The sequence below is a fragment of the Mycobacterium marinum genome (genome assembly GCF_003391395.1).
GTDB lineage: Bacteria > Actinomycetota > Actinomycetes > Mycobacteriales > Mycobacteriaceae > Mycobacterium > Mycobacterium marinum.
In genome coordinates this window covers 1,298,744-1,317,697 of the sequence record NZ_CP024190.1, presented here as the reverse complement: position 1 = coordinate 1,317,697, position 18,954 = coordinate 1,298,744, and the positions used below count along the sequence as shown (strand labels likewise).

17 protein-coding genes are annotated in these 18,954 nt (G+C 67.1%); 10 read left to right on the top strand and 7 right to left on the bottom strand.

The genetic code is table 11. The annotated features are described in order from the left end of the window. The first annotated feature begins 45 nt into the window (after positions 1-45). A complete protein-coding gene (gene otsB / locus CCUG20998_RS05570) occupies positions 46-1,218 on the top strand; it encodes a trehalose-phosphatase (RefSeq protein WP_038578955.1) in 1,173 nt (390 codons plus the stop codon). Positions 1,219-1,231: 13 nt separating this feature from the next. Here the strand turns inward: otsB and CCUG20998_RS05565 are convergent, their stop codons facing one another. Further along, complete coding sequence (locus CCUG20998_RS05565; RefSeq protein ID WP_036457478.1) at positions 1,232-2,104, bottom strand: MaoC/PaaZ C-terminal domain-containing protein; 873 nt, start codon at positions 2,102-2,104, stop codon at positions 1,232-1,234. Between the two features lie 94 nt (positions 2,105-2,198). Between CCUG20998_RS05565 and CCUG20998_RS05560 the strand changes: the two genes are divergently transcribed. Genes CCUG20998_RS05560 through CCUG20998_RS05550 form a run of 3 tightly spaced genes read left to right on the top strand, consistent with a single transcriptional unit; the run spans position 2,199 to position 5,959 of the window. Further along, positions 2,199-2,912: a histidine phosphatase family protein gene (locus CCUG20998_RS05560; protein WP_015354756.1), complete on the top strand. Its 714-nt coding sequence runs from the start codon at positions 2,199-2,201 to the stop codon at positions 2,910-2,912. A gap of 39 nt (positions 2,913-2,951) precedes the next feature. Further along, the gene (locus CCUG20998_RS05555) at positions 2,952-4,964 is read left to right on the top strand and encodes an SDR family oxidoreductase (protein WP_020732028.1); all 2,013 of its coding nucleotides are present in this window, start codon (positions 2,952-2,954) and stop codon (positions 4,962-4,964) included. 44 nt (positions 4,965-5,008) lie between these two features. Beyond that, positions 5,009-5,959: a nucleoside hydrolase gene (locus CCUG20998_RS05550; RefSeq protein WP_038578952.1), complete on the top strand. Its 951-nt coding sequence runs from the start codon at positions 5,009-5,011 to the stop codon at positions 5,957-5,959. Between the two features lie 35 nt (positions 5,960-5,994). Here the strand turns inward: CCUG20998_RS05550 and CCUG20998_RS05545 are convergent, their stop codons facing one another. Beyond that, entirely contained in the window at positions 5,995-7,524 is a 1,530-nt protein-coding gene (locus CCUG20998_RS05545; RefSeq protein ID WP_020732026.1) for a DNA polymerase Y family protein, read from the bottom strand. Positions 7,525-7,572: 48 nt separating this feature from the next. Continuing rightward, positions 7,573-8,232 carry a hypothetical protein gene (locus tag CCUG20998_RS05540; protein ID WP_020732025.1) on the bottom strand — a complete coding sequence of 220 codons (660 nt, stop codon included), beginning with the start codon at positions 8,230-8,232 and terminating at the stop codon, positions 7,573-7,575. A 191-nt stretch (positions 8,233-8,423) separates the two neighbouring features. On the opposite strand from CCUG20998_RS05540, the gene CCUG20998_RS05535 reads away from it, so the two are divergent. Then, positions 8,424-9,029: a hypothetical protein gene (locus CCUG20998_RS05535; protein ID WP_020727354.1), complete on the top strand. Its 606-nt coding sequence runs from the start codon at positions 8,424-8,426 to the stop codon at positions 9,027-9,029. 55 nt (positions 9,030-9,084) lie between these two features. Here the strand turns inward: CCUG20998_RS05535 and guaA are convergent, their stop codons facing one another. Both guaA and CCUG20998_RS05525 read right to left on the bottom strand, forming a co-directional pair. Beyond that, entirely contained in the window at positions 9,085-10,662 is a 1,578-nt protein-coding gene (guaA, locus tag CCUG20998_RS05530) for a glutamine-hydrolyzing GMP synthase (RefSeq protein WP_020727355.1), read from the bottom strand. Positions 10,663-10,740: 78 nt separating this feature from the next. Continuing rightward, complete coding sequence (locus CCUG20998_RS05525; protein WP_038578949.1) at positions 10,741-11,424, bottom strand: winged helix-turn-helix transcriptional regulator; 684 nt, start codon at positions 11,422-11,424, stop codon at positions 10,741-10,743. A 78-nt stretch (positions 11,425-11,502) separates the two neighbouring features. Between CCUG20998_RS05525 and CCUG20998_RS05520 the strand changes: the two genes are divergently transcribed. Further along, the gene (locus CCUG20998_RS05520) at positions 11,503-13,059 is read left to right on the top strand and encodes a DHA2 family efflux MFS transporter permease subunit (RefSeq protein ID WP_103653743.1); all 1,557 of its coding nucleotides are present in this window, start codon (positions 11,503-11,505) and stop codon (positions 13,057-13,059) included. Here the strand turns inward: CCUG20998_RS05520 and CCUG20998_RS05515 are convergent. Next, positions 13,056-13,673, bottom strand: a complete 618-nt coding sequence (locus CCUG20998_RS05515; RefSeq protein ID WP_020732021.1) for a TetR/AcrR family transcriptional regulator — start codon at positions 13,671-13,673, stop codon at positions 13,056-13,058. The two genes, CCUG20998_RS05520 and CCUG20998_RS05515, sit on opposite strands and share 4 nt — an antisense overlap. Before the next feature lie 50 nt (positions 13,674-13,723). On the opposite strand from CCUG20998_RS05515, the gene CCUG20998_RS05510 reads away from it, so the two are divergent. The 3 genes from CCUG20998_RS05510 to CCUG20998_RS05500 all read left to right on the top strand — a co-directional run bounded on the left by CCUG20998_RS05510 (position 13,724) and on the right by CCUG20998_RS05500 (position 17,433). After that, complete coding sequence (locus CCUG20998_RS05510; protein WP_103653744.1) at positions 13,724-14,119, top strand: nuclear transport factor 2 family protein; 396 nt, start codon at positions 13,724-13,726, stop codon at positions 14,117-14,119. A 192-nt stretch (positions 14,120-14,311) separates the two neighbouring features. Further along, positions 14,312-15,052, top strand: coding sequence for a beta-phosphoglucomutase family hydrolase (locus CCUG20998_RS05505; protein ID WP_020732019.1), 741 nt, complete (start codon positions 14,312-14,314; stop codon positions 15,050-15,052). After that, positions 15,049-17,433 (top strand): glycoside hydrolase family 65 protein, encoded by a 2,385-nt coding sequence (locus tag CCUG20998_RS05500; RefSeq protein ID WP_020732018.1) that lies wholly within the window; start codon positions 15,049-15,051, stop codon positions 17,431-17,433. Before CCUG20998_RS05505 ends, CCUG20998_RS05500 begins: the two co-directional genes overlap by 4 nt. Here CCUG20998_RS05500 and CCUG20998_RS05495 read toward each other — a convergent pair. Next, positions 17,419-17,994, bottom strand: coding sequence for a TetR/AcrR family transcriptional regulator (locus CCUG20998_RS05495; protein ID WP_181005674.1), 576 nt, complete (start codon positions 17,992-17,994; stop codon positions 17,419-17,421). The two genes, CCUG20998_RS05500 and CCUG20998_RS05495, sit on opposite strands and share 15 nt — an antisense overlap. A gap of 60 nt (positions 17,995-18,054) precedes the next feature. Between CCUG20998_RS05495 and CCUG20998_RS05490 the strand changes: the two genes are divergently transcribed. Further along, positions 18,055-18,951: a TauD/TfdA dioxygenase family protein gene (locus CCUG20998_RS05490; protein WP_020732016.1), complete on the top strand. Its 897-nt coding sequence runs from the start codon at positions 18,055-18,057 to the stop codon at positions 18,949-18,951. Positions 18,952-18,954: the final 3 nt, after the last annotated feature.

The following is an 18,954-nucleotide window of genomic DNA, read 5'->3' as shown; positions in this document are numbered from 1 at the left end:
GCGACCCGTAAGAGACGGCATTGCCCACCATGAGAAGGTGGGATCATGTCGGTCACCATCGACCCGCGCCGCCATGATGCCGTCCTGTTCGACACCGCATTGGACTCAACACAAGCACTGGTCCGGCAACTTCAGCAAGCCCGCGTCGGCACCGCCACCTTTGCCTCCGGCGGTGGCGGGCACGACGCCGCGATCCAGGCCCTGACCGAATCGGCCGACCGCGTCGGCGCGCGGCCCGGCCGCTGCGTGGTCATCACCACAGACGCGGCGAACGTAGCCGCCGCCCGCGACAGCGGATTCGCGCTGGTGATCGGGGTGGACCAGGCCGGGCACCGCGACGCGCTACCTGACCACGGCGCCGACACCGTCCTCGCCGATCTGGACGAGGTGCGGGTGCGCGCCGGCGACCGGCACATGTCCGAGCTTCCCGACGCATTGCAGGCACTCGGACGACCCGACGGCCTGACCGTGCCGCGGCCCGCGGTCTTCTTCGATTTCGATGGCACGTTGTCCGAGATCGTCGACGATCCGGATGCGGCCACGCCGACGGCCGGCGCCGTGGCGGCACTGCAACAGTTGGCCGCGCAGTGTCCGGTAGCGATACTCAGTGGCCGCGACCTCGCCGACGTATCCCAACGCGTGGGACTGCCCGGAATCTGGTATGCGGGCAGTCATGGGTTCGAGCTGACCGCGCCGGACGGAACGCATCACCAGAACGAGGCCGCCGCGGCGGCGATACCGGTGCTCGAACAGGCGGCCGCCCAGCTTCGCGACCGGCTCGGTTCCATCCCCGGGGTGATGGTGGAGCACAAGCGGTTCGGCGTGGCCACCCACTACCGCAATGCCGCCCGCGACCGGGTGGGCGAGATCGCCGCGGTGGTGCGTGCCGCGGGCCAGCGCGACGGGCTGCGGGTGACGACCGGCCGCGAGGTGATCGAACTGCGCCCGGACATCGACTGGGACAAGGGCAAGACGCTGCGCTGGGTAATCGATCACCTGCCTGATCAGCGGGCCGCTCCCCTGGTGCCGATCTATCTCGGTGACGACATCACCGACGAGGACGCGTTCGACGCGGTAGGCCCCAACGGTGTTGCGATCATGGTGCGGCACAACGAAGATGGCGATCGCGCCACCGCCGCACTGTTCGCGCTCGAGAGTCCGGCTCGGGTTGCCGAATTCACCGGACGGCTGGCGAGCCAGCTGTCGACGCTTGGGTGAAACGGCTGACGACTCAGCCCTGCACGTATTCCACCGCACCGTCATCGAGCACCACCCGGGCGTCGGACCCATCGGTGCCGGCCACCACGGTGCGATACACCGCCTTGCCCGGCTCGGTGCGCCAGATCAGCGTGGTCAGCGTCTCGCCGGGAAACACCGGCTTGGTGAACCGCGCGTCGATCGAGGTGATGTTGGCGGCCACCCCGCCGCCCAGCTCGGCCACCAGCGCCCGCCCCGCCACGCCGTAGGTGCACAGCCCGTGCAGAATCGGCTTGGGGAACCCAGCCAATTCCTTGGCGAACCAGGGGTCACTGTGCAGCGGATTGCGATCGCCGGAGAGCCGGTAGATCAGTGCCTGGTCCTCCCGGGTCGGCAGGACAACCCGGGCATCAGGCTCGCGATCGGGAATTTCCGGTGCGGCCGGACGCTCACCCGGCACTCCCCCGAACCCGCCCGCCTGGCGAATGACCAGCGTGGTGAACGTCTCGGCGATCAGGGTTCCGGTTTCTGGATCGGTGCCACGGCCGCGCAGCATGATGACCGCGTTCTTGCCCTCGCCCTTGTCCTGGACGTCGGCAACCTCGGAGACCACCGACAGCTTTCCCGCGGTGGGCAGGGGCGCATGTAGGCGGATGCCCTGGGAGCCGTGCAAGAGCATGGCGTGGTTGAACGTGCCGATCTTGCCCGCCGCCCCGAATGCCGGGCAACAGATCACCGCGTAGGTTGGCAGCACCTGCTGCGCGATGTCGTGGCTGTTCTCAGTGGTGAACGACAAGTCGTCGATACCCGCGCCGACGCCCAGTGCGTAGAGCAGCGTCTCCCGGTCTTTCCACTCGAACGACATCGGCTCGGTCGTTGCGCCAACGGCACCCGGATCGATCGCCATGCGGGTCTCCTCTCGATTGGGAAATTCGAGCCTTTCTGCAGTCAACCATCGCAAACCCTTCCCACCGGTGCGGTCGGCAGGGCAGGCTATCGCCATGGCCAAGCGCAGCATGATCTGGAATACCTCCAAAGTCCTAGCTCTACTCGCCACGGCAATGCTGCTCGGCGCCTGCGGCGGCGGAAGCCCCCAGGCCCGCAGCATCACGCTGACCTTCATTCGCAATGCACAATCGCAGGCCGACGCCGAGGGGATCATCGCTACCGAGTTGCCTGGAACCGGACTGAGCTCCGACGGTAAAGATCAAGCGCAGCAGCTGACCCATCAGTTTGGGCGCAGCGAATTCGACAGCATCTACACATCGCCGATGGAAGCCGCCCAGCAGACCGCCGCTCCTCTGGCCAGGGAGTTGAGCAAGCAAGCCGAGATCGTTCCGGGCCTGCAGTCCATCGATGCCGGCTGGTACAACGGCAAACCCGATTCGATGGCCGACCGCACCTACATGGTGGCGCCGGTCAGCTGGATCGACGGCAACGTCGAAGCCAGCATCCCCGGGTCAACCTCGGGCAGCGATTTCAACAGCCGATTCACCGGCGCCATCCGCAAGATCTACGACGGCGGCCACAACAAGCCGGTCGTGTTCTCCCAAGGCACGGCGATCATGGTGTGGACGCTGATGAACGTGAAAAACCCCAAGACCAACCTGCTCAACACCCATCCCCTACCGAACATCGGCCGCGTGGTGATCAGCGGCAATCCGGCGACCGGCTGGAAGCTGGTGGACTGGGACGGCATCCGTAACTTCGGCTGACCGGTTGACGGGTGCGGCCGCGGCCGCCACCATGACTGCATGCGGTATGTCGTTACCGGCGGTACCGGGTTTATTGGGCGCCGCGTCGTGTCCCGTCTGCTACAGAGCGACGCCGATGCACGGGTGTGGGTCCTGGTACGGCGCCAATCGCTGAGTCGTTTCGAACGCCTCGCCACTGACTGGGGCGATCGGGTCAAACCCTTGGTCGGCGAGTTACCTGAGCTGCCGGTGACCGAGCAGATCAGCGCCGAACTGGGGCAGATCGACCATGTCGTGCACTGCGCGGCGGTCTATGACATCACCGCCGGGGAGAATCAACAGCGGGCCGCCAACGTCGATGGAACCCGCGCCGTGATCGAGCTGACCCGGCGACTGGACGCGACATTGCACCACGTGTCGTCGATCGCCGTGGCCGGCGACTTCGCCGGCGAGTACACCGAGGCCGACTTCGACGTCGGCCAGCAGCTGCCCAGTCCGTACCACCGGACCAAGTTCGAGGCCGAATTGCTGGTGCGCTCCAGCACCGGGCTGCGGTACCGCATCTACCGCCCGGCGGTCGTGGTCGGCGACTCACGCACCGGCGAGATGGACAAGATCGACGGCCCGTACTACTTCTTCGGCGTACTGGCCCGGCTGGCCGCGCTGCCGTCACTGACCCCGATCCTGTTGCCCGACACCGGACGCACCAACATCGTCCCGGTCGACTACGTGGTGGATGCGCTCGTCGCCCTGATCCGCGAGGACAACATGGCATTCCCGAACGGGCGGACCTTCCATCTGACCGCACCACAATCGGTGGGATTGCGCGGCATCTACCAAGCCGTGGCCAAGGAGGCCGGACTGCCCCCGGCGCGGGGGGCACTCCCCGGCTCGGTGGTCACCCCGGTGCTCAAGGCACGGGGCCGCGCGAAGGTGCTGCGCAACATGGCGGCCACCCAGCTGGGGATTCCCTCCGAAATCTTCGACGTCTTGGACCTCAAGCCCACCTTCATCAGCGACGAAACGCAGAAAGCGTTGCGCGGCAGCGGTGTGCGACTGCCCGACTTCGCCGGCTACGCCCCCAAGTTGTGGCGCTATTGGGCCCAACACCTTGACCCCGACCGTGCCCTCCGCGACGATCCGAGGGGCCCGCTGGTGGGCCGGCACGTCATCATCACCGGGGCATCCAGCGGCATCGGGCGAGCTTCGGCGCTCGCGGTCGCGCAACGGGGCGGATGCGTATTCGCGTTGGCCCGCAACGCCGACGCGCTCGACCAACTGGTCGCCGAGATCCGCGCGGGCGGCGGCCAGGCCTACGCTTTCACCTGCGACATCACCGACTCCACCTCCGTCGAACACACCGTCAAAGACATCCTGGGCCGCTTCGGACATGTCGACTACCTGGTCAACAACGCCGGCCGGTCGATTCGCCGCTCGGTGGTCAACTCCACCGACCGCTTGCACGACTACGAACGGGTGATGGCCGTCAACTATTTCGGCGCGGTCCGGATGGTGCTGGCGCTGTTGCCACACTGGCGCGAACGACGTTTCGGGCATGTCGTCAACGTTTCCAGCGCCGGGGTGCAGGCTCGCAACCCCAAGTACAGCTCGTATCTGCCCAGCAAGGCGGCGCTGGACGCGTTCGCCGACGTGGTCGCCTCCGAGACGCTGTCCGACCACGTCACCTTCACCAACATCCACATGCCGCTGGTAGCCACCCCGATGATCGTGCCGTCGCGACGGCTCAACCCGACGCCCGCGATCAGCGCCGAGCACGCGGCCGCCATGGTGGTGCGCGGACTCGTCGAGAAGCCGGCGCGAATCGATACCCCGCTGGGCACGCTCGCCGAAGTCGGCAACTACGTCGCACCGAAGCTGTCCCGGCGGATTCTGCATCAGCTCTATCTGGGTTACCCGGATTCTGCTGCGGCACAAGGCTTCTCGCCGCTCGATGACGCCCAGGAGCACCGGCCGGTGCGCCGCCCCAAGCGGCCGGCCCTAGCCGTGACGGGCATGCGGATCCCCAGACCCGTCAAACGGCTCGTTCGGTTGGCACCCGGCGTGCACTGGTAAGCGGACTCCCGATTCCGGCCCGGCCGCGGCGTATCGTTGCCGCGGTGAACCCCGTGTTCGTCGACGCCGACACCGGCATCGACGACGCGCTGGCGTTGATATATCTGTTGGCCAGCACCGACGCCGATCTGGTGGGCATCGCATCGACGGGCGGAAACACCTCGGTCGATCAAGTGTGCACGAACAACCTCGGTGTGCTCGAACTGTGCCGGGCCGGTGACATACCGGTGGCAAGAGGCGCCGACCAACCACTAACCGGGCAGTGGCCGCATCGGGCAAACACGCACGGCCCCAAAGGTTTAGGGTATGCCGAGCTACCCCCGACCAACCGGGAGCTGGCCAACTATGACGCCGCGGCGGCTTGGGTGCGAATGGCACACACCTATCGCGGAAAACTGACCGGACTGGTCACCGGACCGCTGACCAACCTGGCGCGAGCGCTGCGCGCCGAACCCGCATTGCCGGCGATGCTGAGCCGGCTGGTGATCATGGGCGGGATGTTCGACGCGGACGGCAACGATGTCGGGGCCGACTGGAACATCAGGGTGGACCCAGAGGCCGCCAGCGAGGTGTTCGCGGCCTGGACAGGGCAACAACAACTTCCAATCGTGTGCAGCTTGAACCTGACCCGCAAGGTTGCGATGACACCGGACATCCTCGCCAGGCTGACCTGCGCCGCCGGCCCGTCCGCGTTGACCCGGGTGATCCAGGACGCGGTGCGGTTCTACTTCGAGTCCCACCGAGACCGCGGATTTGGGTATCTGGCGTATCTGCACGATCCGCTGGCGGCCGCGATTGCACTCGACCCGCAGCTGGTGACGATCCAGGTGGCGACGGTGGACGTGGTGTTGGCGGATATTCCGACGCGCGGCATGACGGTTGCCGACCGGTCGGGGAAGCACCCTCCCAACGCGCGGATCGGGGTCAGCGTCGACCCGGCCGTGTTCTTCGAGAGGTTCATCCAACGAGTCGCAGCGTTCGCACGCCGAGCGTGAACTGACTGCGCGACGCCGGTGTGTGGTCTGCGGTGTCACTCGTAACTCCCTTCTAGGTACCACCGCCGTTGCCGATAGCACAGCAGTAGCGCGCGCTCGTCCCCCAGCAGCACCTGGGCGCGGGCGGTGCGGCCTTTACCGAGATCGGGGTCCCACCACCGTTCGTCGACTGGCCAAGGTCCGGCCCACCAGTGCAGCCGGTCATCACGGCCGCCGACGACCAGTCTCGCGGGGGTGGTGGAGAACATCCCCCGGCTGGTTACCCGTACCGGATTTCCTTGGACATCAAGCAATTCCACCGGGTCGTCGAGCAATACCGCCGGCGAGGGCGCGGGTAACTGCCCTGACCAGGGCTGCCCCGGATCGGCCTGCGGCACCGGCTCATCGCCCAGCGCGGTCAACGTGATGCGCTCGGTCGGCCCGCGACCGCCGGACAGCACCGGCACCTGAACCGCCTCCGGACCGAGCAGGCCTTGCACCCGTACCAGCGCGCGACGGGCCCGAAGCCTGTCCTCTTCGCCCAAACCACCCCACAACGGCAACTGCAGCGCTTCAGCGGACACCACTTCGAGCGCCTGCAGACGCAACTGTGTCACTGGCGCGGTGGGCCGGTCCCTGGCGTTGCGACTGCTCAGCCATCCGTCCAGCTGCCAGCGCACCCGGTCCGCGGTGGCCTCCTCGGTCAACGGCTCGGCACACCGCCACACCCGGGTGCGCTCTTCACCGCTGTCGGTGACGGCGTGAATGGCCAGCCGGGTGCACCCCACTCCGGCGGCCAGCAACGCCTGGTGCAGCTCACTGGCCAGCGCCCGGCCGGCGAATGCCGCGGCGTCGACCCGATCGATCGGCGGATCGCAGCGCAGCACCGCCCCGAGTTCCGGCGGTGGTTCGCACCCGGAGGGAAGGCGTTCGGGCTCGCCGCGGGCGAACCGGTGTGCGGCCACCGCGTCAGCGCCGAACCGGGAAGCGACGTCGGTGCGGGAGAGCGCGGCAAATTGTCCGACGGTACGAATCCCCATCCGCCACAACAAATCCGTCAGTTCGTCACGCCCGGGTCCGGACAGGCTCGGCTCGGCGGCGAGCTGACGGACCGAAAGGGCCGACAGAAACCGTGCATCGTGTCCCGGTTCCACCACACGCCCGGCCCGCGCGGCGAAGACCGCGGTGGACAACCGATCGGCAATCCCGACCTGGCACTCGGCGCCGGCGGCGGCCACCGCGTCGATCAACCGCTCGGCCGCCTGCTGCTCAGAACCGAAGAATCGCGCCGCTCCTCGCACCGGCAGCACCAGGAGCCCGGGACGCAGCACCTCGGCGCGGGGCACCAGATCGTCTACCGCCGCGACCACCCCTTCGAAGAAGCGAGCATCACGGTCGGCGTCGGCGGTCACGATGTGCAGTTGCGGGCAACGGGCCGCCGCCTCCCGGCGCCGCAGCCCGCGCCGCACTCCGACCGCACGTGCTGTCGACGAGCAGGCAATCACCCGGTTTGCCAAAGTAACCGCGACCGGCGCCGTCACGGGCTGATCCGCGGCCGCCGCGGCCGCGACGGCGGGCCAGTCCATGCACCAGATCGCCAACACTCGGGAAGGGCGCCCTGAATTCACCCGAACTCACCCCGTTCGCACCCGGCCGATCGATCGTCCCGCACATATCCCGCTGACCTGTAACCGCACGGCGCTGATGCGCCCGAATCCCGGTGTCGGCGCGCCCCGGTTACCCACCGTGATCTCATAGCCGCAAACCCGGGCCTCCAACCGCGTCGGCGCCCCCTCCCAGTCACCGTCGGTGACTAGCAGGGTGCAACCTCTATGACGGGCCCGGGCCACCACCGCCCGCGCCCGTGTCCGTGACACCCGCTGGCCATCAAGGCCGAGCACCACCAGGTCCATGCCATCGATGAGCACCGCCGCCACCTCCACCGGATCCGTTCCGGGATCCGGGATGACCGCGAGCCGGCTCAGATCCGCCCCCATCTCCACGGCGGCGAGCAGTCCGATATCCGGCTGGCCGACAATGGCGGCGTTGCCACCGGCCGCCGTCACCGCGGCCACCATGTTCAGCAGCAGTGACCGGGCCCCGGACAGCACCGCTACCGTGCCCCGGGGCAGGGCCACCCCAGCCACCCCAGCCGGAATCGCCAGCGGGTCAGCGGAAGGCTCGACGGCTTTCCCAGCCGGCTTCCCGGACAACACGGCGATCTGCCGACGCAGCGATTCCAGCTGTTCAGCACGGTTTTCGTGCCGCCGATCGGAGGCCAAAGCCGTGGTCATGACAGGCCTCCTACCGACTTTCCAACCGAGCATTTTCGAAAGTATGTTCGATAGGGTCGAGTAAACACCGCGGCCACGAACCCCGTCAAGACAGCCCTCAAACGCCCATGAGACGCTGCATTGTGCGGTCCCGAAAAACCCTCTCAGCGCTGGCGGCGCTCCTGGTGGCGTGCGGCGGCTCGTCTTCCTGGGTGGCGCCGGCCCCCGCCAGAGGCGAGGAACCAGCATGCCGGCCGGCGGAGATATTCGCCACCAACAACACCGCCGTCAGCACCGATCCCGACTCCAGCCAATCGCACGACCAGTTGCAGCTGTTCGAGATGCAAGCTGCCGCCACGATCGCGCAAAACGGTGCGGCGATGACGGGATCGAGACTGGTCAATGGGGTGCTGTGGTCAGACGAGCTGCACCAGAACACCTACGAGCGCTCGCGCGAATTCCACGTGTGCGTTGTCGATGCACCCACGTTGCACAACGTCGCCGAGGCGCTGCGCAACCAATTCGACCAGGGATCTGTGCTGACCTTCGAATACCTACCGCAAGGTGCGCCCGCGGCGAATGCCTTCACCATTGACGTGCCGGACATCGATGCCCCGCGCTTGGGCCAGGCGCTGATGGCAGATGCGGTTGCCCGGGACCGACTGCTGGGCGGATCGATCAGCACTGACGACCACACCCTGATCCTGGTCGCCGGCAACGATGATGTGGATATCGCACGTCGGCTCGTCAACGAGGCCGGGGGCTGCTGGCGCGCCGCGACCATCACCTACGGCAGGCGCGAACTCGTCGAGACTTAAACCACCGCGACTCGCGCCGGCGCGTCTTCGCAACCGGTTAAGTGTCGCGGCACTCTTATTCCCACTCGATGGTGCCCGGCGGCTTGCTGGTGACATCCAGCACCACGCGGTTGACCTCGGGCACCTCGTTGGTGATGCGGGTCGAGATGCGCTCGAGCACCTCGAAGGGCACCCGGGTCCAGTCAGCGGTCATGGCGTCCTCGCTGGACACCGGCCGCAGCACGATCGGATGCCCGTAGGTGCGGTTGTCGCCCTGCACTCCGACCGAGCGGACATCGGCCAGCAGCACCACCGGACACTGCCAGATCTGGTTGTCCAGGCCCGCCGCGGTCAACTCCTCGCGTGCGATCGAGTCGGCGCGACGCAGCGTGTCCAGCCGCTGCCCGGTGACCTCCCCGACGATCCGGATGCCCAGGCCCGGCCCCGGAAAAGGTTGGCGCGCAACGATCTCCTCCGGCAGACCCAACTCCCGCCCGACCGCGCGCACCTCGTCCTTGAACAGCAGCCGCAACGGCTCGACCAGGGTGAACTTCAGATCGTCGGGCAGACCGCCGACATTGTGGTGGCTCTTGATGTTGGCGGTGCCGCTGCCTCCGCCGGATTCCACCACGTCCGGATACAGCGTGCCCTGCACCAGAAACTCGATGTCGCGGCCATCCAGCACATCGCGCACCGCGCCCTCGAACGCCCGGATGAACTGGCGACCGATGATCTTGCGCTTGCCCTCGGGGTCGGTCACACCCGACAGGGCCGCCAGGAAAGTGTCGGCCACGTCGACGGTGACCAGATTGGCCTTGGTCGCGGCCACGAAGTCGCGCTCCACCTGCGCACGCTCGCCGGCACGCAACAACCCGTGATCGACGAAGACACAGGTCAACCGGTCACCGATGGCGCGTTGCACCAGCGCCGCGGCCACCGCGGAATCCACCCCACCGGACAGTCCGCAGATGGCGTGGCCATCGCCGATCTGCGTGCGTACCTGCTCGATCAGCGCATTGGCGATATTGGCGGGGGTCCACCGGGCGCCGATCCCGGCGAAGTCATGCAGAAACCGGCCGAGGATCTGTTGCCCGTGCGGGGTGTGCATCACCTCCGGGTGATATTGCACCCCGGCCAGGCGTCGCTCCCGGTTCTCGAAGGCGGCCACCGCGGCACCGGCGCTGCTGGCCACGACCTCGAATCCGTCCGGGGCCGCGGTGACCGCGTCACCGTGGCTCATCCAGACCGGCTGGATGTCGGGCAAGTCTGAATGCAAGTCGCCGCCAAGGACTTTCAGCTCCGTCCGGCCGTACTCGCTGGTCCCGGTATGAGCGACCGTTCCGCCGAGCGCCTGTGCCATCACCTGGAAGCCATAGCAGATACCGAACACTGGCAGACCCAGGTCGAACAGCGCCGGATCAAGCTGCGGAGCGCCCGGCGCATACACGCTGGCCGGCCCCCCGGAAAGCACCAGCGCCAGCGGGTCACGGGCCTTGATCTCCTCGATCGAGGTGGTGTGCGGGATCACCTCCGAGAACACCCGCGCTTCCCGGACCCGGCGGGCGATCAATTGCGCATACTGCGCACCGAAATCCACCACCAACACCGGCCGGCCCACCGGTCCAGCCACATCGAGGTCAACGGGTTCTGCCACGGGCAATCAGTCTAGAGGCTGAGCACCAGCGGGTTCGCCGACCGGTGCTGCCTCACCCGCCGGCACCGATTCCCGACACTAGGACCGGCTGTCGGCGCCCCTGGCTCGCGGCGAATTCCCCGACAACGAAAACGCGGTGCACAGCGCGTCGATGGCGCCGGGGTCGCCATCGAAGTCGATCCGCCCCAGGGCCGCTTTTCGGGTGGCTTCGTCCGCCCCCAAACGGGCCGTGACAAGGTCTAGCGCAGCGGCGGTGATCGTCACCGTCGGGGCCCCGCGGGCGGGCCCGAGGCGACCGCGCTCCACCGCGAACTCGAAACGGCGCCCGTCGATCTCGGCACGGTAGGTCGCAGCCAACCCCGGGGCGCGGGCCGGGTCGAAGCCCAGCAGGATTCCGGCGAGGAAGCCGTTCAACGGCGAAACCACGCTCGAGTCGTCGATCGGATCAATGAGGTCCAGGCCGAACCACGCGAGGGTCTGCAAGACCGGCAACACCCGCCGCCAGCCGCCGTCGCTGAGGGTGTAGACGGTCCGCCCGATCGGCGGGGGCAATTCGGTTCGGTCGACGAGCCCGCGCTCTTGGAGCTCGGCGAGTCGCTGCGCCAGCAAGTTGGTGGCAATGCCGGCCAACTCGGCGCGCAGGTCGCCGTAGCGGCGGGGCCCGCCGACCAACTCGCGCAGGATCAGCAAGGTCCACCGCTCCCCGAGGATGTCGAGCCCGCGGGCGATGGGGCAGTTCTGGTTGTAGTTGCGGGCAGACACTGCGTCACCCTACCACCGTAGACACTTTATTCAAGTTTCTGCTTGATTTATTTGTTTATCAGCTTTAGCGTCTTGTCCATGCGTATTCAGCCCGTCTTCCGGGATCACCCGATCCTCGCGCTTGCCGTTATCTGCCTATCCGTCTTCGTGATCAGCGTGGACGCCACCATCGTCAACGTCGCCCTGCCCACGCTGTCGCGCCAACTGGGGGCAGATACCGCACAACTGCAGTGGATCGTCGACGCGTACACCCTGGTCATGTCGGGACTGCTGCTGTCGGCCGGCAGCCTTAGCGACCGCTACGGCAGGCGAGGCTGGCTCAGCGCCGGCCTCATCTTGTTCGCGCTCACTTCCGCCCTTGCCGCACAGGTGAATTCGGCGGATACGTTGATTGCGGCGCGCGCCGCCATGGGCGTCGGAGCCGCGGTCATCTTTCCGACCACGCTGGGATTGATCACCAACATCTTCACCGACCCGGTTCCGCGCGCCAAGGCGATCGGGCTGTGGACGGCCATGGTGGGCGTCGGGGTCGCCGTCGGACCGATCACCGGCGGCTGGCTGCTCGAACACTTCTCCTGGGGCTCGATCTTTTTGGTGAACGTTCCGATTGCGGTCGCAGCCATGGCCGGCGCCATCCTGTTCGTACCGACCTCCCGCGACCCGGCGGCACCCCGCGTCGACGTTCCCGGCCTGATGCTGTCCGCGGTCGGCATCACGGCGCTGGTCTACACCATCATCGAAGCGCCCAACTGGGGATGGACCAGCACCCGCGCCAGCGGCGGCTTCATCGCGGCGGCAATCGTTCTGGTGGGATTCGCGCTGTGGGAGCGGCGCAGCAGCCATCCGATGTTGGACGTATCGGTGTTCGCCAACCGCCGGTTCTCCGGTGGCAGCCTGGCGGTGACCGCGGGCTTTTTGACGCTGTTCGGGTTCATCTTCGTCATCACTCAGTACTTCCAATTCATCAAGGACTACACGGCATTGCAGACCGGGGTGCGGTTGCTACCGGTCGCCCTCTCGATTGCACTGGCCGCCATCCTGGGACCCCGCCTGGTGGAACGGGTGGGCACCACCGCCGTGGTCGCCGCCGGCTTGGCGGTGTTCGCCGCCGGGCTGGCGTGGGCGTCCACGGCCGACGCGACAACCCCGTATACCCAGATCGCACTGCAGATGCTGCTGCTGGGCGGCGGCCTGGGCCTCACCACCGCGCCGGCCACCGAGGCGATCATGGGATCGTTGCCGGCCGACAGGGCCGGAGTCGGCTCGGCGGTCAACGACACCACCCGCGAACTCGGCGGCACCCTCGGCGTCGCCATCGCGGGCAGCGTCTTCGCATCCGTCTACTCCGGCCAGCTCGGCTCGGCGTCGGCCTTGGCCACCCTCCCGTCCGACGTGCGTTCGGCCATGAAAGGTTCGATGGCGGTGGCGCACAAGGTGATCGACCAGTTGCCGGCCGGACCGGCCGCCGGGGTACGCGACGCCGTCAATCATGCGTTCCTGGACGGCCTGCAGGTCGCAACCCTGGTCTGCGCCGGCATCGCACTGGCAGCGGCGATCGTTGTCGGCTGGCTACTGCCGGCCCGGGCCGGGCAACCGACACCAGCACAGACCGAGCCGGCACTCGCGCAGGCCTAACCGGCCGGGCCGGCCCGCAGGCACAACCACGCCGCGTCGGCAAGGATCGCCGCGTCAGCGGTATTCGGGGGGTCGGCGAGGTTGCCGAGCAACCAGGCCCGCACCAACTCCTGGGCCGGTCCCAGCCAGAGCGCCTGGCTGTGCGCCGGGCTCAGGGGGCGTAGCGCCCCGTAGTGAGCGTGCGGGCGCCACCACGTCTGCACGGCGGTCGCGAAGCGCTCGTTGTGCAACCTCAGCTCGCCGGCGGCCGCGCGGTGCACGGCGGGCTCGGTCATCGTGATGAGAAATCGCGCCATCTCCGGGTGCTCGGTGCACCAGCTCAGGTGCATGCCGACAATCCCGCGCACCGCCGACTCCGCATCCGGGTAGCGCGCCAGATCCTTGAGCAACGCCTGCTGGTAACGCGTTACGCAGTCGACGTAGACGGCCGCCGCCAGCACTTCCTTGCTCGGGAAATGGTGGAAAAAACTGCCATTGCTGACACCGGCATCGCGCTGGATCTGCCGCAGTGCGGTGGCGTCGATGCCTTGGCTGAGAAACCGATTCAGCGCGGCCTCGGTGATCGCCGCGCGCCGATCACCGCCGGCACGGGCGGTTGTCCGGGTGCCGGCCATGCTGCCAGAGTAACACTCTGGAAAACTAGAGAATTACTCTAGGAGTGCCCATGCACCGAGAACAGGCCATCGAGCTGGCCGAGCGGCTCTTGCAAGCCTGGAACACCCGGGAAGTGGACCGCGTCGTCGGCTGCTACACCGCCGACGTTCGCTATCGCGACCCGAACACCCGCGGCTTCGTGGAGGGGTCTGCGGCCCTGCGCCACTACTTGACGAAGCTTTTCGACCGCTGGCAGATGCACTGGACCTTGCGAGAGGCCTATCCCCTGCGCCACGAGGACGGCGCCGCGGTGCTCTGGCGGGCCAGCTTCCGGTTCATCGGCCGCGATACCGAGGTCGAGATCGACGGCATGGATCTGGCTTTGACGCACGGCGATCGGCTGAGCCGAAATGACGTCTACTTCGATCGCACGCCATTGCAGCGCCTGGCCATCCTCGCCGCCTGACCCCACCAGACAACGTATCTCCGGGCTTTTCCGGATCGGTGCACCAATAACCTGCACGAGCGTCCGAAGCCGACGCGACGCACCTGCACGTAGCGGCCGCGTTTGGTACACCGGTGGGCAGTAACCCTGCGCGGTACCCGAGCGGGCATGGTGAACTGGTAGCGCCCGAACAACCCGGAAGCGAGGTCCCCCGTGCTGGGTCTCCCAGAGAAGGTCCGTGCCTGTCTGTTTGACCTGGATGGTGTGCTCACCGACACCGCCAGCGTCCATACCAAGGCCTGGAAAGCCATGTTCGACGCATACCTCTCCGAGCGTGCCGAGCGCACGGGCGAGCAGTTCGTCCCCTTCGACCCGGCCGCCGACTACCGGCAGTATGTGGACGGCAAGAAGCGAGAAGACGGGGTGCGCTCCTTTCTGAGCAGCCGGGGAATCCAGCTTCCCGACGGCAGTCCCGATGATCCCGGCGACCTCGAAACGGTGTACGGCCTGGGCAACCGCAAAAACGACATGTTCCAAAAGGTGCTGAAGAAAGACGGCGTGGATGTGTTCGAGGGTTCCCGGCGCTATCTCGAGGCAGTCTCGGCCGCGGGCCTGAGCATCGCCGTGGTGTCGTCGAGCGCCAATACCCGCGACGTGCTCGAAATCACCGGCCTGGACCGGTTCATCCAACAGCGGGTGGACGGCGTGAGGTTGCGCGAGGAACACATCGCGGGCAAGCCGGCTCCCGACTCCTACCTGCGGGGAGCGCAGCTGCTCGACACCGCCCCGGATGCGGCCGCAGTGTTTGAGGACGCAATTTCGGGCGTGCAGGCCGGTCGGGCCGGTAACTTCGGCTACGTGGTGGGTGTTGACCGAGTGGGCCAGGCGCAAGATTTGCGGCGCAACGGCGCCGACGTCGTAATAACCGATCTCGCCGAACTGCTGCAGTCATGATCAGCGAAGAAGCCTTTCCCGTCGAACCGTGGCAGGTTCGCGAGACGCGGCTGGACTTGAATCTGCTGGCCCAGTCCGAGTCGATCTTCGCCCTGTCCAACGGGCATATCGGCTTGCGCGGCAACCTCGACGAGGGTGAGCCCTACGGCCTGCCGGGCACCTACCTCAACTCGTTTTTCGAGATCCGCCCGCTGCCCTATGCCGAAGCCGGGTACGGCTACCCGGAGGCCGGCCAGACCGTCGTCGACGTCACCAACGGCAAGATCCTGCGACTGCTGGTCGACGACGAACCCTTCGACGTGCGCTATGGCGAATTGCTCTCCCATGAGCGCATTCTCGATCTGCGCGCCGGGACACTGACCCGCCGCACCCACTGGCGCTCGCCGGCGGACAAGCAGGTCAAGGTCGTATCGACCCGGCTGGTATCGCTGTCGCATCGCAGCGTCGCGGCCATCGAGTACATCGTGGAGGCCGTCGACGACTTCGCCCGGATAACCGTGCAGTCCGAACTGGTCACCAACGAGGACCAGCCGGAAACCTCGGATGACCCGCGCGTGTCGGCAATCCTGGAGCACCCGCTGCAGGCCGTCGACCACGAGAACACCGAGTGCGGAGCGCTTCTGATGCACCGCACCCACAGCAGCGCCCTGATGATGGCCGCCGCGATGGACCACGAGGTCGAGGTGCCCGGGCGGGTCGAGATCACCACCGACGCACGTCCCGACCTGGCCCGCACCACGGTGATCTGCGGGCTGCGGCCCGGACAGAAACTGCGCATCGTCAAGTACCTGGCGTATGGCTGGTCAAGTTTGCGTTCGCGCCCCGCGCTGCGCGACCAGGTCGCCGGGGCACTGCACGGTGCCCGCTACAGCGGTTGGCAGGGACTGATCGACACGCAGCGCTCCTACCTCGACGAGTTCTGGGACAGCGCGGACGTCGAGGTGGAGGGCGACCCGGAGTGCCAGCAAGCGGTACGGTTCGGGCTTTTCCACCTGTTACAGGCCAGCGCCCGCGCCGAGCGCCGGGCGATCCCGAGCAAGGGGCTGACCGGAACCGGCTATGACGGCCACGCTTTCTGGGACTCGGAAGGCTTCGTGCTGCCCGTGTTGACCTATACGGCACCACACGCGGTGGCCGACGCATTGCGGTGGCGGGCCTCGACATTGGACCTCGCCAAGGAGCGCGCGGCCGAACTCGGTCTGGACGGAGCGAGCTTTCCCTGGCGCACCATCCGCGGGGAGGAATGCTCGGCCTACTGGCCGGCCGGAACGGCCGCCTGGCACATCAACGCCGACATCGCCATGGCATTCGAGCGGTACCGCACCGTCACCGGCGATCATTCGCTGGAAAAGGATTGTGGCCTAGCGGTTTTGATCGAGACCGCCCGGCTGTGGATCTCGCTCGGCCACCACGACCGCCACGGTATCTGGCACCTGGACGGGGTCACCGGACCCGACGAGTACACAGCGATCGTTCGGGACAACGTCTTCACGAATCTGATGGCGGCCCACAACCTGATCACCGCGGCCGACGCCTGTCTGCGCCACCCCGAGGCCGCCCAGGACATGGGTGTCACCACCGAAGAGACGGCGGCCTGGCGGGATGCGGCCGACGCGGTGAACATCCCCTACGACGAAGAACTGGGCGTACACCAGCAGTGCGAGGGGTTCACCACCCTGGCCGAGTGGGACTTCGAAACCAATACGACCTACCCGCTGCTACTGCACGAGGCCTATGTGCGCCTCTACCCCACCCAGGTGATCAAGCAAGCCGATCTGGTGCTGGCGATGCAGTGGCAGAGCCACGCGTTTACGGCGGAGCAGAAGGCCCGCAATGTCGACTACTACGAGCGTCGCATGGTGCGCGACTCGTCGCTGTCGGCGTGCACCCAGGCGGTGATGTGCGCAGAAGTCGGGCATCTGGAGTTGGCCCACGACTACGCCTACGAGGCGGCGCTGATCGACCTGCGCGATCTGCATCGCAACACCCGCGACGGCCTGCACATGGCGTCGCTGGCCGGGGCCTGGACCGCGCTGGTCGGCGGTTTCGGCCGGCTGCGCGACGACGAGGGCATCCTGTCCATCGATCCGCAGCTGCCCGACGGCATTTCGCGATTGCGGTTCCGGCTGCGTTGGCGCGGATACCGGCTGACCGTCGACGCCACCCACGCCAACGTCACCTTCACCCTGCGGGACGGCCCGGGCGCGGAACTGACCATCCGCCATGCCGACAAGGATCTCGGGCTCAGCTCGGCCAAGCCGACCACCATTGCGGTGCACAAGCACAAACCGCTATTGCCACCACCATCCCAGCCACCAGGTCGCGAGCCGGTACACCGGCGCAACATGGCCGCCAAGTTGTGGGCTTCAACCGCGACCTGACGGTTCGATGATGCGCGCGACCTCATCGGTCACCGCCTGCCGCAGATCGGCGTCGGCCAGTTCGTCCAGACCGGTCGCCGAGCGCAGCATGGGTTCGAACAGGCGCCAGCCCAGGCGCAGCGCGATGGCATTGGCGACCGCCAGCCGCGCGGTGGTGTCGTCGCCGTGATGGACACGCACCTGGTCGAGTAGCTCGGCGACATTGGGAAAGCGCGTCTGCAGCTGCTCGGCCGGATATCCGTCGAGCAGGGTGCGCGCCCACACTCGCATCTGCCGATCCAGCGCCCGCTCGAGGCCATCGGCGGGTGTCCCCGCACGCAACAGCTCCGTCAGGTGGGTGCCCAGGTAGTCAAGCACGGCCCCGACCAGTTGTTCTTTTGCGCCGAAGTGGCGAAACACCAACCCGTGGTTGACCTTCGATCGGGCCGCGATATCGCGGATGGACGTCGCCGCCGGGCCCCGCTCGGCGAACAGGTCCGCGGCGGCTTCCAGCACCGCCGCGGCCACCTCTTCCCGTCCGGTGGGGGTCTTTCGAGAACGGATTGCCGAACCTGTAGTCACACGACTACACTAGCCGATGTAGTCAATTGACTACACCCTACGTTTGCTTAAGGAACAGCAATGACAGACCCGGTAACAGTCAAGAAGCTCGGCAGCCGGATAGGCGCCCAAGTCGATGGGGTCAGCCTCGGAGCCGATCTCGACGCGGCCGCCGTCGACCAGATCCGCGCGGCACTGCTCGAGCACAAGGTGATCTTCTTCCGCAACCAACACCACCTCGATGACCAGCAACAACTCCAGTTCGCCGGGTTGTTGGGCACTCCGATCGGCCACCCGGCCGCGGCAGCCGCGCTGCCCGATGCGCCGATCATCACGCCGATCAACTCCGAGTGGGGCAAGGCCAACCGCTGGCACACCGACGTCACCTTCGCCGCGAACTATCCGGCGGCCTCGATCCTGCGCGCGGTCACTCTGCCCAACTACGGCGGGTCGACCCTGTGGGCGAACACCGCGACGGCCTACGCCGAACTACCCGAACCGCTCAAGTGCCTCGTGGAGAACCTGTGGGCACTGCACACCAACCGCTACGACTACGTGGCCAACGAGGCGGTCCAGGCATTGACCGACACCCAACAGGCGTTCCGGCAGGCATTCCAGAAACCCGATTTCCGCACCGAACATCCGGTGGTGCGGGTGCACCCCGAAACGGGCGAACGCACGCTGTTGGCCGGCGACTTCGTCCGCGGTTTCGTCGGTCTGGACAGCCAGGAATCGAGCGCGCTGTTCGAACTGCTGCAACGGCGAATCACCTCGCCAGAGAACACCATCCGCTGGAATTGGGAATCAGGTGACGTGGCCATCTGGGATAACCGGGCAACCCAGCATCGGGCCATCGACGACTACGACGACCAGCATCGGCTGTTGCACCGGGTGACGCTGATGGGCGACGTTCCGGTCGACGTGCACGGGCAGCGCAGCCGAGTGATCAGCGGAGCACCGCTGGCGCTGGCCGGCTAGCCG

Excerpts from the sequence above, each read along its gene's own strand:
- CCUG20998_RS05520 (WP_103653743.1), top strand. The coding sequence starts at position 11,503 with ATGCGTATTCAGCCCGTCTTCCGGGATCACCCGATCCTCGCGCTTGCC.
- CCUG20998_RS05515 (WP_020732021.1), bottom strand. The coding sequence starts at position 13,673 with ATGGCCGGCACCCGGACAACCGCCCGTGCCGGCGGTGATCGGCGCGCG.
- CCUG20998_RS05545 (WP_020732026.1), bottom strand. The coding sequence starts at position 7,524 with ATGGACTGGCCCGCCGTCGCGGCCGCGGCGGCCGCGGATCAGCCCGTG.
- CCUG20998_RS05540 (WP_020732025.1), bottom strand. The coding sequence starts at position 8,232 with ATGACCACGGCTTTGGCCTCCGATCGGCGGCACGAAAACCGTGCTGAA.
- CCUG20998_RS05500 (WP_020732018.1), top strand. The coding sequence starts at position 15,049 with ATGATCAGCGAAGAAGCCTTTCCCGTCGAACCGTGGCAGGTTCGCGAG.
- CCUG20998_RS05565 (WP_036457478.1), bottom strand. The coding sequence starts at position 2,104 with ATGGCGATCGATCCGGGTGCCGTTGGCGCAACGACCGAGCCGATGTCG.
- otsB (WP_038578955.1), top strand. The coding sequence starts at position 46 with ATGTCGGTCACCATCGACCCGCGCCGCCATGATGCCGTCCTGTTCGAC.
- CCUG20998_RS05510 (WP_103653744.1), top strand. The coding sequence starts at position 13,724 with ATGCACCGAGAACAGGCCATCGAGCTGGCCGAGCGGCTCTTGCAAGCC.
- CCUG20998_RS05560 (WP_015354756.1), top strand. The coding sequence starts at position 2,199 with ATGGCCAAGCGCAGCATGATCTGGAATACCTCCAAAGTCCTAGCTCTA.
- CCUG20998_RS05490 (WP_020732016.1), top strand. The coding sequence starts at position 18,055 with ATGACAGACCCGGTAACAGTCAAGAAGCTCGGCAGCCGGATAGGCGCC.
- CCUG20998_RS05555 (WP_020732028.1), top strand. The coding sequence starts at position 2,952 with ATGCGGTATGTCGTTACCGGCGGTACCGGGTTTATTGGGCGCCGCGTC.